This is a genomic window from Bacteroides sp. BFG-606 (genome assembly GCF_024788145.1).
Taxonomy (GTDB): domain Bacteria; phylum Bacteroidota; class Bacteroidia; order Bacteroidales; family Bacteroidaceae; genus Bacteroides; species Bacteroides vicugnae.
The window spans coordinates 3932098-3947653 of the sequence record NZ_JANUIL010000001.1 but is presented as its reverse complement, the minus strand read 5'-3'; the positions used below and the strand labels follow the sequence as shown (position 1 = coordinate 3947653).

The following is a 15556-nucleotide window of genomic DNA, read 5'->3' as shown; positions in this document are numbered from 1 at the left end:
ATCTATATAATCATTAAACAAATACCATTTATGAAAGCAAAACTATTAGTCAGTACGGCCTTTCTGGCAGCATCAGTATCTCTTTCCGCGCAAAAGAGTGCTACCATAACTGTACATGCCGACCAAGGCAAAGAAATTATCCCGAAAGAAATCTACGGTCAGTTTGCCGAACACCTGGGTTCATGTATCTACGGTGGTCTTTGGGTAGGCGAAAAGTCAGATATACCCAATATCAAGGGATACCGTACAGATGTATTCAATGCATTAAAAGACTTGGCTGTTCCCGTTCTACGCTGGCCGGGTGGCTGCTTTGCCGATGAGTATCATTGGATGGACGGCATCGGTCCGAAAGAAAACCGTCCGAAGATGGTGAATAACAACTGGGGCGGAACGATTGAAGATAACAGTTTCGGTACACATGAGTTCCTGAATCTTTGCGAAATGCTGGGTTGTGAGCCTTACGTAAGTGGAAATGTAGGTAGCGGTACCGTAGAAGAACTCGCCAAATGGGTGGAATATATGACCTCGGACGGGGACTCTCCCATGGCCAATCTCCGTCGTAAGAATGGTCGTGACAAAGCATGGAAGCTCAAATATCTGGGAGTAGGAAATGAAAGTTGGGGTTGTGGTGGCAGTATGCGTCCGGAATATTATGCGGACTTATACCGTCGTTATTCTACCTATTGCCGCAACTACGACGGCAACCGTCTGTTCAAAATTGCCAGCGGTGCAAGTGATTATGACTACAACTGGACAGACGTATTGATGAATCGTGTAGGACATCGTATGCAGGGGCTTTCTCTCCACTATTACACCGTAACCGGATGGAGCGGCAGCAAAGGAGCAGCCACTCAATTCAACAAGGATGATTATTATTGGACAATGGGTAAATGCCTGGAAGTGGAAGATGTGCTCAAGAAGCATTGTGCCATCATGGATAAATATGACAAGGACAAAAAGATCGCTCTTTTACTCGACGAATGGGGAACCTGGTGGGATGAAGAACCGGGAACCATCAAAGGACACCTGTATCAGCAGAATACATTGCGCGATGCTTTCGTTGCTTCTTTAAGCCTTGACGTATTCCACAAATATACAGACCGCCTGAAGATGGCAAATATCGCGCAGATAGTCAATGTACTTCAATCCATGATTCTGACGAAAGACAAAGAAATGGTGCTCACTCCTACTTATTATGTCTTCAAGATGTATAAAGTACATCAGGATGCCACTTATCTTCCCATTGAGCTGACTTGCGAAAAGATGAGTGTACGTGATAACCGTACCGTTCCGATGGTAAGCGCCACAGCTTCCAAAAACAAGGATGGAGTGATTCACCTTTCTCTTTCTAATGTAGATGCTGACGAAGCACAGGAAATCACCATCAATTTGGGTGATACGAAAGCAAAAAAAGCAGTTGGAGAGATTCTGACCTCCGCCAAACTGACCGATTACAATTCTTTTGAAAACCCTAATATTGTAAAGCCGGCACCTTTCAAAGAGGTAAAAATCAATAAAGGAACAATGAAGGTAAAACTTCCTGCTAAGTCCATTGTTACTTTAGAGTTACAGTAATTTTAGGGCAATTACTTATTGTATCACAAACAAGAAGACTGTAAAATTGTCGATAAAAAAGATAGCTCTTTTGGATTGTTAAATCCACATAAAGAGTTATCTTTGCGAACAATCTGACAGAAATCAATTAAATTTTAATGATATGAACGATAACAAACTTATGAATCGTGCAGCGGATAACATCCGTATTCTTGCTGCTTCAATGGTTGAGAAAGCCAATTCCGGTCACCCGGGTGGCGCCATGGGTGGTGCTGATTTTGTAAATGTACTCTTCTCTGAGTTTCTAGTATACGATCCTGAAAATCCCCGTTGGGAAGGACGTGACCGCTTCTTCCTGGATCCGGGCCATATGTCTCCGATGCTTTATTCTACACTGGCATTGACCGGTAAATTCACTCTGGACGAACTGAAAGAATTCCGTCAATGGGGAAGCCCTACTCCGGGACACCCAGAAGTGGATATCATGCGGGGCATTGAAAATACTTCCGGTCCGTTGGGACAAGGACACACTTTCGCTGTGGGTGCTGCCATCGCTGCCAAATTCCTGAAAGCCCGTTTCAACGAAGTGATGAATCAAACAATCTATGCTTACATCTCTGACGGTGGTATCCAGGAAGAAATCTCTCAAGGTTCCGGACGTATTGCCGGTGCACTGGGACTGGACAACCTGATTATGTTCTATGACTCCAACGATATCCAGCTTTCTACTGAAACGAAAGATGTAACCGTTGAAGATACTGCCATGAAATATGAAGCATGGGGATGGAACGTACTTAGCATCAACGGTAATGATCCTGACGAAATCCGCGCAGCAATCAAAGAAGCACAGGCTGAAAAAGAACGCCCTACACTGATTATCGGCAAAACGGTTATGGGTAAAGGTGCACGCAAGGCAGACGGCAGCAGCTATGAAGCTAACTGCGCTACACACGGTGCTCCTCTCGGTGGCGACGCTTATGTAAATACAATCAAGAATTTGGGTGGTGATCCTACTAACCCGTTCGTTATATTCCCGGAAGTAGCCGAGCTGTATGCAAAACGTGCAGAAGAGCTGAAGAAAATTGTAGCTGAGAAATATGCTGCAAAAGCTGCATGGGCGAAAGCAAACCCGGAACAAGCTGCCAAACTGGAACTTTTCTTCTCGGGCAAAGCTCCGAAAGTGGACTGGGCTGCTATCGAACAGAAAGCTGGTAGCGCTACTCGTGCTGCATCTGCCACTGTACTGGGCGCACTTGCCACACAAGTAGAAAACATGATCGTTGCTTCTGCCGACCTTTCTAACTCTGACAAGACTGACGGTTTCCTGAAAAAGACTCATTCTTTCAAGAAAGGTGATTTCAGCGGAGCATTCTTCCAGGCAGGTGTATCAGAATTGTCGATGGCTTGTATCTGTATCGGTATGTCACTCCACGGTGGTGTAATCGCTGCTTGCGGTACATTCTTCGTATTCTCCGATTACATGAAACCTGCCGTACGTATGGCTGCTTTGATGGAACAACCGGTGAAATTCATCTGGACACACGACGCATTCCGCGTAGGTGAAGACGGTCCTACTCACGAACCGGTAGAACAGGAAGCACAAATCCGCCTGATGGAAAAACTAAAGAACCACAAGGGACACAACTCTATGTTGGTACTTCGTCCGGCCGATGCAGAAGAAACAACTATTGCATGGAAACTTGCCATGGAAAATATGTCTACTCCGACAGGATTGATCTTCTCTCGCCAGAATATTGCCAACTTACCGGCAGGAACTGATTACGAACAGGCAGCTAAGGGTGCGTATATCGTAGCAGGTTCTGACGAAAATCCGGATGTAATCCTGGTAGCTTCAGGTTCTGAAGTGGCTACATTGGTAGCCGGCACAGAATTGCTGCGCAAAGATGGCGTAAAGGTACGCATTGTATCCGCTCCGTCTGAAGGTCTGTTCCGTAACCAACCGAAAGAATATCAGGAAGCTGTTCTCCCGGCAGATGCAAAGATTTTCGGTATGACTGCCGGTCTGCCTGTTAATCTTCAAGGTCTGGTAGGTTGCCACGGTAAAGTTTGGGGATTGGAATCTTTCGGTTTCTCTGCTCCTTACAAAGTGTTGGATGAGAAACTTGGATTTACTGCCGAGAACGTATATAACCAGGTAAAAGCAATGCTCTAATGAAAACAATCGGATTAGCATGCGACCATGCCGGTTTTGAACTGAAAGAATATGTTCGCGGCTGGCTGGAAGTAAAAGGCTGGGCTTACAAGGATTTCGGAACTAACTCTACCGCTAGCGTAGACTATCCGGATTATGCTCATCCACTGGCTCTTGCAGTGGAATCGGGAGAATGTTATCCCGGTATCGCTATCTGCGGCAGTGGAAACGGAATCAATATGACGCTGAACAAGCACCAGGGAATTCGTGCTGCTCTCTGCTGGAATGCAGAAATTGCGCACTTGGCTCGTCAGCACAACGACGCTAATGTTCTGGTCATGCCGGGACGCTTCATCAGCACTGAAGAAGCGGATATGATTTTGACAGAGTTCTTCTCTACAAAGTTTGATGGCGGTCGTCATCAGAACCGTATTGACAAGATTCCGGTAAAATAAAGCCTGAAGATAAATCAAACATGAGTAAAGCTGTTCTTCTTTTTGAAGGGCAGCTTTATTTTTATACTGATATCAGAGTTTCTTGTATATGAGGTTATGAAAGGAAAGTACTTATCGCACCAACCCCACAATAAACTGATAACAAAAATAACCGCAAACAACAAACTTTAGAAAAGTTCCGAATATAAATCCGATTAATGAACCTACACCGGATTTGAGTGCTTGGAAAAACTCTTTATTTCCCAATAATTCACCAATCACCGCTCCTAGAAAAGGACCAAGAATAATTCCCCAAGGCAAAAAAAGAAGGCCGACAAGAGTTCCTATAATACATCCCCAATTTCCCCATTTACTACCGCCACTATACTTGCTCCCCAGCATCGGCATGAAGTAATCCAATACTTGCAAAACGACCACAATCAAAAGCCACACAATTAATTGTGTTGTAGTATATTGCACTTTATCGGTAAGATCCAGAATGACCAGCCCTAAATAAGCAATGGGAGTACCGGGAAGAAACGGAAGGATACAACCCGCCAACCCAGCTATCATACAAAGCACGCCAATTACAATCAAAATAATATCTAGCATAGTCTGTTCTTTTTTAATTCTGCACAAAAATACCGTATCTTTCAGTAAAAACAAGCTAACATCAAGAATTTTTCTACCCCTTTCCCCTTCACTGCCTGCTTAATAATGACAAGAGCGTGTAGCATATCAGAGGATAATCCGCCTCTACTATACAATATACAATAAAGTCCAAACGTTGTAAATTTCCGTCTTCATTTGCCCCATTTACACAAATAAAAACTATCTTTGCGTTTCAGAATCCCGAAAGACGAAAGAAATGGAGCAAATAGACAACCTAAAAGAGCTTATCAATCAGGGGGATGTGGACACAGCGATTAAGCAATTGGACCAGCTTCTCCAGGACACTTCTGTCGAAAAAGAGAAAGATACTCTTTACTATTTACGGGGAAATGCCTACCGAAAAAAAGGAGATTGGAAGCGGGCACTGGACAACTACCAGTATGCCATCGAGCTCAATCCGGACAGCCCTGCCGTTCAGGCCAGGAAAATGGCAATTGATATCCTCAATTTCTACCACAAAGATATGTTTAATCAATAATCGAATTCAAAGATAACGTAATAAAATAAAGATTATGGCAAAAATCAAAGGAGCAATCGTAGTCGACACGGAGCGTTGCAAAGGATGCAACCTGTGTGTAGTGGCATGTCCGCTCGATGTAATCGCCCTCAATAAAGAGGTAAATATGAAAGGCTATAACTATGCCTGGCAAGTAAAAGAAGATACCTGCAACGGATGCAGCTCGTGTGCAACGGTTTGTCCGGACGGATGTATTTCAGTGTATAAAGTAAAAGTAGAATAAAAGAAAAGAATATGGCAGAAGAAGTTGTATTAATGAAAGGAAACGAAGCCATCGCCCATGCAGCTATCCGCTGCGGTGCGGATGGATACTTCGGATATCCTATTACTCCCCAATCGGAAGTGTTGGAAACGCTGGCCGAACTGAAACCGTGGGAAACAACCGGCATGGTAGTACTCCAGGCAGAAAGTGAAGTGGCAGCTATCAATATGGTATATGGAGGTGCAGGTAGTGGAAAAATGGTTATGACATCATCCTCAAGTCCTGGTGTAAGTCTGAAACAGGAAGGTATCTCTTACATCGCAGGTGCCGAACTTCCTTGTCTGATTGTGAATGTGATGCGTGGCGGTCCCGGACTGGGAACCATCCAACCGAGCCAGGCAGACTACTTCCAGACTGTAAAAGGTGGTGGTCATGGTGACTACAGACTGATAGCACTCGCACCGGCATCCGTACAGGAAATGGCGGATTTCGTAGCACTGGGATTCGAATTGGCATTCAAATACCGTAATCCGGCTATTATTCTTGCTGATGGTGTGATCGGACAGATGATGGAAAAAGTAGTTCTTCCTGCTCAAAAAGCACGCCGCACGGAAGCGGAAGTAATCGAACAATGCCCATGGGCTACTACCGGAAAGGCGAAAGGCCGCAAACCGAACATTATCACTTCTCTGGAACTGAAACCGGAAGCAATGGAAATCAACAACCTCCGCTTCCAGGCCAAGTATCGTAAAATCGAAGAAAACGAAGTACGTTTTGAAGAAATAAACTGCAAAGATGCAGAATATCTGATCATCGCCTTTGGTTCAATGGCACGCATTGGCCAAAAAGCAATGGAACTGGCTCGTGAAAAGGGTATCAAAGTAGGTATTCTGCGTCCGATCACCTTGTGGCCATTCCCGACAAAGGCAATTGCCTCTTATGCTGATAAAGTAAAGGGCATGCTTGTTACGGAACTGAATGCCGGACAGATGATTGAAGATGTCCGCCTGGCTGTTAACGGTAAAATAAAGGTAGAACATTTCGGACGCCTCGGCGGTATTGTGCCCGACCCGGATGAAATTGTAACTGCCTTGGAAGAAAAAATAATGTAATTAGACGATTAGACTATTTACGATTTACGATTAAAGTAACTATGGTAAGTCGCAAAATAATCTTAATCGTAAATCGTAAATAAAAAATAGTAAATAAAGCGATGAATCCCGATAAAATAAGAAACGTACTGAATATCCTCTTTATGATATTGGCCGTCGCAGCCATCATCATCTATTTTGTAGCCAAAGAAGATTTCAAAATGTTTATCTACGTATGCGGCGCGGCAATCTTTGTCAAGCTGATGGAGTTTTTTATACGGTTCACCAACAGATAAGGAGAAGAAGTTATGACTAAAGAAGAAATAATCAAACCCGAGAATCTGGTTTACAAAAAACCGACTCTGATGAACGATAACGCCATGCACTACTGTCCGGGCTGCAGTCACGGCGTGGTACACAAACTCATTGCCGAAGTAATAGAGGAAATGGGCATGGAAGATAAAACAGTGGGAATCTCTCCGGTAGGATGTGCGGTTTTCGCCTATAACTATCTGGACATTGACTGGCAAGAAGCAGCACACGGGCGCGCTCCTGCTGTGGCAACCGCTGTCAAACGCTTGTGGCCGGACCGTCTCGTATTTACATACCAAGGCGACGGTGACTTGGCCTGTATCGGTACAGCTGAAACCATACATGCTTTGAACCGTGGCGAAAACATTACGATTATCTTTATCAACAATGCCATCTATGGTATGACAGGTGGTCAAATGGCCCCGACTACACTGGTAGGAATGAAGAGTTCGACTTGTCCTTACGGACGTGACGTGGAACTTCATGGCTATCCGCTGAAGATTACTGAAATCGCTGCCCAATTGGAAGGAACCGCTTACGTAACCCGCCAGTCCGTACAATCCGTACCGGCTATCCGCAAAGCTAAGAAAGCAATCCGTAAGGCGTTTGAGAATTCCATGAGCGGTAAAGGTTCCAACCTGGTGGAAATCGTTTCTACTTGCAGCTCCGGCTGGAAGATGACTCCCGAAAAAGCAAACAAATGGATGGAAGAACACATGTTCCCATTCTATCCGCTAGGTGATTTAAAAGATAAAGAATAACGCTAAAAGTCAACAGAACAATGAAAGAAGAAATTATTATAGCAGGCTTCGGTGGACAAGGCGTATTGTCTATGGGTAAGATTCTGGCATATTCCGGTCTGATGGAAGGCAAAGAAGTGAGCTGGATGCCGGCTTATGGTCCTGAACAACGAGGTGGAACGGCCAACGTTACAGTTATTGTAAGCGACGACAAGATATCTTCACCGATTCTAAGTAAATATGATGCTGCCATCATTCTGAACCAGCCTTCACTCGAGAAGTTCGAAAGCAAAGTGAAACCCGGCGGTATCCTGATTTATGACGGTTACGGAATTATCCACCCTCCTACTCGCAAGGATATCAAAGTATATCGTATTGACGCAATGGATGCAGCCAACGAGATGAACAATGCCAAAGCATTCAACATGATCGTACTTGGCGGTTTATTGAAACTTCGTCCGGTTGTAACTTTGGAGAATGTGGTTAAAGGATTGAAGAAAACCTTGCCGGAACGCCACCACCACTTGATTCCTATGAACGAGGAAGCTATCAAGAAAGGGATGGAGTTAATCCGTGAGGTTTAATAAATTAAAAATTAAGAATTGAGAATTAAGAAATAATTGCTCGCCAAGTAAAGGATGCAACATATTTTTCAATTCTCAATTCTCAATTCTCAATTAAAGTAAGTATCTTTGCCTCCAATTATGAGACGAATCTTACTATTATATATATTACTTTCCGTTATAGGTTTGACGACTGTTCAGGCACAGTTCGATAATGGTCGCCAGAGAGTAGACGAAAACGGATACGACCAATACGGAAATCAGGTAGACCCTGCCATGATTCCGGACAGATTGGATAGTGCAAATGTCGAAGTACAGGGATTGCCTCCAAAATTGTATATGTGGCGTATCAAAAACCAGTTGGGCGACCGGACCATAGTACCGGCAGATACAGCCTTTCATCATTTCCAGAATTCAAACCTGACCGAAGGACTTACCGGACATTACAATTATCTGGCCAATATGGGTTCTCCCCGTATGTCACGCATCTTCTTTGACCGCCGTGACCCGGAACCGACTATTTTCATGGAGCCTTTCTCCAGTTTCTTTATTCGTCCTACGGAATTTAATTTTACCAACAGTAACGTACCTTATACGAATCTGACGTATCACAAAGCCGGTAATAAAGTGAACGGGGAAGAGCGTTTCAAATCTTACTTCTCTGTCAATGTAAACAAGAAACTGGCTTTCGGATTTAATATAGATTACCTGTACGGACGAGGATATTACAATAATCAGAATACGGCGTATTTTAACGCAGCTGTTTTCGGTAGCTATATCGGCGACAAATATCAGATGCAAGCTATATACAGCAACAATTACCTGAAAACAAACGAAAACGGAGGTATTGAGGACGACCGCTATATCACTGCACCGGAAGAAATGGCGCAAGGTCAAAGAGAATATGAGTCAACCAATATTCCTACCGTACTAAATGCAACGACCAACCGTAACCATGACTTTTATGTCTTCCTGACCCAACGATATAATCTGGGATTCAGTCGTGACATACCACAGGCTGAAAATGACACCACTCCCGCCAAACAGGAGTTTGTCCCCGTTACCAGTTTTATACACACCATCCAGGTAGAACGGGCACGGCATACCTTCAACTCGAATGATGATATGCGCGAGAAGAATTATTATCAAAACACTTATTTAGACCCAGATAATCCTACGGCCAGAGACAGTACCACCTATGTAGGAATCAAGAATACCATAGGTATTGCTCTATTGGAAGGCTTTAATAAATATGCCAAAGCCGGATTGACGGCATTCGCTTCCTATAAAATCAGCAAGTATACATTGATGAATATGGAAGGAAATCCGTTGCCCGACAAATACAACGAAAATGAAATATTTGTTGGAGGAGAATTATCCAAACGTGAAGGAAATGTACTTCATTACCATGCTATCGGAGAAGTGGGATTGGCAGGAAAAGCCATCGGACAATTTAATGTAAAAGGAGATATTGACCTGAACTTCCCGTTATGGAAAGATACCGTCAGTCTGATAGCCCGTGGTGAAGTCAGCAATAAGCTTGCTCCTTTCTATATGCGCCATTATCATTCCAAGCATTTTATGTGGGACGACGATATGGACAAGGAATTCCGTACCCGTATTGAGGGGGAATTGAGCATTGCACGTTGGAGGACACGCCTGAAAGCAGGAGTTGAAAACATCAAGAACTATACTTACTTCAACCAAGAAGCAACACCAGAACAGAACAGCGGAAGTATACAGGTATTATCTGCAAGTCTTAATCAGGACTTCAAGTTGGGAATCTTCCATCTGGACAATGAAGTGACCTGGCAGAAATCCAGTGACCAGACTGTACTTCCCCTACCTGATCTCTCGCTATATCATAACTTCTATATGCAGTTCAAACTGGCGAAGAAAGTACTTAGTGTGCAATTGGGAGCCGACGTGCGTTATTTCAGCAAATACAATGCACCTGCCTATATGCCGGCCATTCAGAATTTTCATCTGCAACCGACAGACGACCAAGTACAGATAGGAGGTTATCCGATTGTGAATGTATATGCAAATTTACATTTAAAGCGTACACGTTTCTATGTAATGATGTATCACGTGAACCAGGGCATGAGCAGTCCGAATTACTTTTTGTCTCCGCACTACCCCATCAACCCACGTGTGCTGAAATTCGGTCTTTCATGGAATTTCTATGATTAACAAAAACTATACGGCTTATGGTATCACGCCCCAAATTGAGACTGTTCAGATATTTAGTGCCAGTGATTGTTGTATTGGCATTTATCTCCTCTTTCCGTCAATGCGGCAAGCAGGAAAAACCTGCGGGACATCCGCGTGATTATGCTGCCATTGCCAAAGAGGGTATCATACGTGTAGCCACTGAATATAATTCCATCAGTTTTTATGTAGACAGTGACACTGTTTCCGGTTTTCATTACGAACTGATCCAGGCATTCGCCCGGGACAAAGGGCTCAAAGCCGAAATAACACCTATCATGAGTTTCGAAAAGCGGTTGGAAGGATTAAGCGAGGGACGTTATGATGTGATTGCTTATGGCATATTAGCCACCAGCAAGTTAAAAGACTCTCTGCTTCTCACCTCTCCCATTTTCCTCAACAAGCAAGTGCTGGTGCAACGCAAAGAAACTGGAGAGAATGATTCGCTCTATATCCGTACCCAGCTGGATTTAGCCCAGCGAACACTTCATGTCGTAAAAAGTTCTCCTTCTATTTTGCGTATTCAGAATTTAGGCAATGAGATCGGAGACACGATCTATATCAAAGAGATTGATAAATACGGTTCCGAACAATTGATATCAATGGTAGCGCATGGAGACATCGACTATGCCGTTTGTGACGAAAGTATCGCACTGGCAGCAGCAGATTCGTTGCCGCAAATAGATATTAATACAGCTATCAGCTTCACGCAGTTCTACTCATGGGCAGTCAGCAAACAATCCCCCGCCTTACTCGATAGTTTGAATACATGGCTGGATAAATTCCAAAAGGAAAAGGAATACCAAAAGATTTATAAGAAATACTATGATAAAGAATAACCTTATTTCTATTACACAAAAACTTCGATTCCATATACGTTCATTTTCTTTTATTGCTTTCCTGATTCTCCTGACTATCTGCTTTCCACGGACCCATGCCGCAGAAAGCGGGATATTCAATTTCTCGAATATCAATCTCAAGAATGGCTTGTCGCAACTATCAGTCCTTGCCATTGCCCAAGACTCCAAAGGGTATATCTGGTTTGCCACCCGCAATGGATTAAACAAATACGACGGGGAGAAATTTACTGTATACAAGCATGATAACGATGATCCTCATTCATTGTCGGACAATCATATCACCTGCCTGTTGCCGGACGATGCAAATGACGGATTGTGGGTAGGCACCAATAACGGGCTTAATTATATCAATCTCAAAACCAATCAGATTACCAAATATCAAACGGACGATTATCCAAGCATGGCAGGAAACAACATTGCCGTTCTTCAATTTGACCAGTCCGGAAATCTGTGGGTTGGTACCCGAACAGGGTTATGTATATGGTACCCCCGTTCCGGGGAATTCAAGAAGAAATATTCCGACCATATCCCGGAGAATGAAGCAATCATGCAGCTTTATATTGATGCAGAAAAACGGCTTTATATTGGTACCCACCGTCACGGATTATTTATCTGTACGCCTGAAATGGAGTTGATTCAGCAACTCAATAAAAGCACACTGCCTGCCCTGTCGGACGACGCAATCAGTTGTATTTTCGAAGACTCCCGACATCAGATATGGATAGGAACAGAAACCAGAGGACTGAATAAATGGAACCCGAAGACCAAAGACTTATCCATCTACAATCAGAAAAACAGCGGACTGACAAATGACTATATCCGTTGCATCACCGAGCAGGACCAGAAATTGATTATCGGGACGTTTGACGGACTTAGTATTCTGGATTTAAGAAATGATGATATATCCAAGTACAACCGGTTCGATGCCAACCAGAACAGCCTAAGTCATTTTTCCGTCCGCAGTATCTACATCGACCGGGAAAAAACGCTCTGGGTAGGTACCTACTCCGGTGGTGTGAACTACTATAACCCGCTCAATAACCGATTCATCTTTTACCATCCGGTAGAGAATAACAACCAGAAGTTATATAATATCTTTGGCACGATGGTGTATGATTCCACTTCATTGTGGATTGCAACAGAGGGAGGAGGATTAATGCAGTTCGATCCCATCACCAAGAAATATACCAACTTCCTGATTGAACAGACATCCCAAGGATTGTTTAACAAGAACATCATCAAATCCCTGTTACTGGACGGAGATTACATCTGGTGTGGCACAAGTACCGGAGGAGTCTATAAATTCCATATTCCCTCCAGAAAGTTCACATTAGTATATTCATTCGACCGGGAAAAAAATATAGCTATCTATACTTTTTATAAAGATGCAGAGAATAATCTATGGATTGGAACGACAGCCGACAAAGGACTGGTGAAACTGTCTCCGGACGGAAAAATCACGAATCAGTTCCCGTATGGCAAAGAGAAGAAGGAGTTTGTCAACTTTACCAGTCTCCGGAGTTTCCTGCCACTGAATGCCCATACCTTTCTGATAGGAACCCGGTCGTTCGGGCTCTACGAATATGATATGCAAAAAGGAACGGTGCTCCGTTGCAATATGTCAGAGACAAATCCCAATCAGAAACTCGAAAATAACTACATCACTTCCATGGTGCGCAAAGCGAACGGTGAAATCTGGTTCAGCACTTTCGGAGGGGGAATATACCTGTATAAACAAGGAACAGGCGTCGTCAAACATATTGGCAAGAAAGAGGGGCTACCCAATAATGAGGTATATGCCATGGTGGAGCACAATAATAACTTATGGATTAGTGTCGATAAGGAAATAGCCGAGCTGAATACCAAGACCGGGCAGATACGTAGTTATGACTGTTTTGTCGGTTCTGAAACGTTGGAGTTTACACCGCAGGGAGTCATCAGTCTGCCCCACGGTGAGATCTACTTTAGCGGAAGCAATGGTTTCCTTTCTTTTACCCCCGGCTCTCTCCTAAAGAATAACACCATGCCGCCGGTAGTACTGACCCAACTGACCGTAAACAATAAGGTTATCACACCGAATGATGATACTCATCTGCTGGATAGTGCCCCGGATGATACACAAACATTGGTACTTGCCTACAATCAGAATAATTTTTCCATTGCATACAGTGCCTTGAACTACATTCTGCATAAACAGAACCAATATGCCTATAAACTCTCCGGTCACGACGAAGACTGGAATTACGTAGGTAGTCGTAAAGAAGCATTCTATACCAACATCGCTCCGGGAAAATATACATTCCAGGTCATAGCATCCAACAATGACGGCGTATGGAATGAAACCGGAAAGAAAATGGAAATCATCATTCGCTCTCCGTGGTGGGGAACGCCACTGGCCTATATTCTCTATGTCCTATCCGCATTGGGAATCATGTTTACTATCGGCTATTATATGTACAGTAAGCATAAACTGGAACTGGACTTGCGCATGAAGCAAATGGAAAAACAACGCATGGAAGAATTCCATCAGACAAAGCTACACCTGTTCACCAACTTCTCGCATGAGTTACGTACTCCACTGACACTTATCATCAGTCCGTTGGAAGAGTTGATGAAACGGGCAGAAGTTCCCCAGTTTATCAGAACACAACTGGAAATGATTCTGAAAAATGCCCGCCGATTATTACTTCTCGTCAATCAATTGATGGATTTACAGAAGAACCAGAGTGGTAATCTTACTCTCCAACTGTCTCAAAGCGACCTGAATGCTTTCCTGCTCGAAATATTCTATACATTCAGGCAGATTGCCGAAAGCAAACGGATTCACTTTGAATATCAGGCCCCTCAAGGTGAGGTGACAGCCTGCTTCGATCAGGGCTTACTCGAAAAAGCTGTTTTCAATTTATTGTCGAATGCTTTCAAATTCACAGTACCGGGAGATACGATCACTCTGCGTTTATTGCTGATTACAGATATAGACACTCTCCGCCAAGAACATAGCGACTGGCTATCGGAACATTCTCCGCTTATCACCTCCCATCAGGGAAGTTATTTAGTGATTCAGGTAGCAGATACGGGAAAAGGAATTCCAGAAGATGAACGTACCCAAATCTTCACTCCCTTCTACCAGGTTGGTCACACGACAGGTAGCGAGAATATGAATGGCACAGGTATCGGATTAAGCCTGACTCAATCTGTTGTTCATCTGCATCACGGAGAAATTGGAGTCACAGCCAATACCCCCAAAGGAAGCGTATTCACTATCCTATTGCCAAACCACACCATGACAGAAGAAGAGGTAGCGGATGCCGTTGTTCTCCCGGAAGAAACCAATGAACAAGTAGAAAAAGGTATGTCCGGAGCCATTGATTCCGAAAATACCGTTTCCGGAGCCACTCCATCCCTACCCGGCAAAACAGTTCTATTGGTAGAAGACAACGAAGAGATACGAAGTTACGTAAAAGGACACTTGGAACAATATTACCATGTACTGGAAGCCGACAATGGTTCGGATGCTTTTGAAATTATCCTGAAAGAATTTCCCGACCTAGTGGTGACGGACATTATGATGCCCGGTATCGACGGACTGGAACTTTGTTCACTTATCAAGAACAATTTGCAGACAGGACATATTCCCGTTATTCTACTCACTGCCCGCACGATGGTGATGCATGTCAAAGAAGGATTCTTGTCGGGAGCAGACGATTATGTGGTCAAGCCATTTAATATTGATGTCCTGCTGGTACGTATCTACAATCTTCTGGCGCAGCGGGAGAAGCTAAAATCCGTATATAGCAAAAACTTCTCCCTGCAATCCATGGGAATTGAAGTGGAAACGACCTCCGCCGATGAGAAATTCATGCAGAAACTATTTAAAATCATTGAAAAGTATCTCACCGACCCCGATTTGAAAGTAGACAAAATCTGTGAAGAGATGGGATTCAGCCGGAGCAACCTTTACCGGAAACTGAAAGCTATCACCGACCTGCCGTTGAATGACCTTATCCGTCATAAACGTTTGGAAATAGCTACACAAATGCTGAAGCAAACAGAAATGAACATTACCGAAATTGCAACGGCTACGGGATTCAGTACTCTTGCCTATTTCACGAAATGTTTCAAATCAGCTTACGGTGTTTCTCCATCGGAATATCAAAAGTCACATTCAGGCCATACAGATATTGATACCATCCGGAAATAGCCGATTTACAAAATCGTCCCAAACAATAAAAAATGTCCCAACAAGGC

13 protein-coding genes are annotated in these 15556 nt (G+C 43.7%); 12 read left to right on the top strand and 1 reads right to left on the bottom strand.

Translation table 11 applies throughout. The annotated features are described in order from the left end of the window. Positions 1-30 precede the first annotated feature (30 nt). From NXV01_RS14675 to rpiB, 3 genes are all read left to right on the top strand, one after another. Entirely contained in the window at positions 31-1575 is a 1545-nt protein-coding gene (locus NXV01_RS14675; RefSeq protein WP_148366260.1) for an alpha-N-arabinofuranosidase, read from the top strand. 142 nt (positions 1576-1717) lie between these two features. Next, positions 1718-3727 carry a transketolase gene (locus NXV01_RS14670; RefSeq protein WP_074556456.1) on the top strand — a complete coding sequence of 670 codons (2010 nt, stop codon included), beginning with the start codon at positions 1718-1720 and terminating at the stop codon, positions 3725-3727. Continuing rightward, entirely contained in the window at positions 3727-4161 is a 435-nt protein-coding gene (gene rpiB / locus NXV01_RS14665; protein WP_004309178.1) for a ribose 5-phosphate isomerase B, read from the top strand. The genes NXV01_RS14670 and rpiB overlap by 1 nt, the downstream gene beginning before the upstream one ends. Positions 4162-4272: 111 nt before the next feature. Here rpiB and NXV01_RS14660 read toward each other — a convergent pair whose 3' ends face one another. Continuing rightward, on the bottom strand, positions 4273-4752 hold the full coding sequence (locus tag NXV01_RS14660) for a DUF456 domain-containing protein (protein ID WP_074556510.1): 480 nt from the start codon (positions 4750-4752) through the stop codon (positions 4273-4275). 256 nt (positions 4753-5008) lie between these two features. Between NXV01_RS14660 and NXV01_RS14655 the strand changes: the two genes are divergently transcribed. From NXV01_RS14655 to NXV01_RS14615, 9 genes are all read left to right on the top strand, one after another. Continuing rightward, complete coding sequence (locus NXV01_RS14655; RefSeq protein WP_008999149.1) at positions 5009-5290, top strand: tol-pal system YbgF family protein; 282 nt, start codon at positions 5009-5011, stop codon at positions 5288-5290. Positions 5291-5324: 34 nt separating this feature from the next. Beyond that, a complete protein-coding gene (locus tag NXV01_RS14650) occupies positions 5325-5552 on the top strand; it encodes a ferredoxin family protein (protein ID WP_004297419.1) in 228 nt (75 codons plus the stop codon). 11 nt (positions 5553-5563) lie between these two features. After that, complete coding sequence (locus NXV01_RS14645; RefSeq protein WP_259022749.1) at positions 5564-6643, top strand: 3-methyl-2-oxobutanoate dehydrogenase subunit VorB; 1080 nt, start codon at positions 5564-5566, stop codon at positions 6641-6643. A 101-nt stretch (positions 6644-6744) separates the two neighbouring features. Continuing rightward, positions 6745-6918 carry a hypothetical protein gene (locus NXV01_RS14640; protein WP_008999147.1) on the top strand — a complete coding sequence of 58 codons (174 nt, stop codon included), beginning with the start codon at positions 6745-6747 and terminating at the stop codon, positions 6916-6918. A gap of 12 nt (positions 6919-6930) precedes the next feature. Further along, positions 6931-7695 (top strand): thiamine pyrophosphate-dependent enzyme, encoded by a 765-nt coding sequence (locus tag NXV01_RS14635; RefSeq protein ID WP_005677852.1) that lies wholly within the window; start codon positions 6931-6933, stop codon positions 7693-7695. A gap of 20 nt (positions 7696-7715) precedes the next feature. Beyond that, positions 7716-8258: a 2-oxoacid:acceptor oxidoreductase family protein gene (locus NXV01_RS14630; RefSeq protein ID WP_074556452.1), complete on the top strand. Its 543-nt coding sequence runs from the start codon at positions 7716-7718 to the stop codon at positions 8256-8258. Between the two features lie 120 nt (positions 8259-8378). Beyond that, complete coding sequence (locus NXV01_RS14625; protein ID WP_195649081.1) at positions 8379-10430, top strand: putative porin; 2052 nt, start codon at positions 8379-8381, stop codon at positions 10428-10430. A 17-nt stretch (positions 10431-10447) separates the two neighbouring features. Next, a complete protein-coding gene (locus tag NXV01_RS14620) occupies positions 10448-11287 on the top strand; it encodes a transporter substrate-binding domain-containing protein (RefSeq protein ID WP_195649080.1) in 840 nt (279 codons plus the stop codon). Next, positions 11274-15509 carry a two-component regulator propeller domain-containing protein gene (locus NXV01_RS14615; protein WP_259022748.1) on the top strand — a complete coding sequence of 1412 codons (4236 nt, stop codon included), beginning with the start codon at positions 11274-11276 and terminating at the stop codon, positions 15507-15509. Before NXV01_RS14620 ends, NXV01_RS14615 begins: the two co-directional genes overlap by 14 nt. Positions 15510-15556 lie beyond the last annotated feature (47 nt).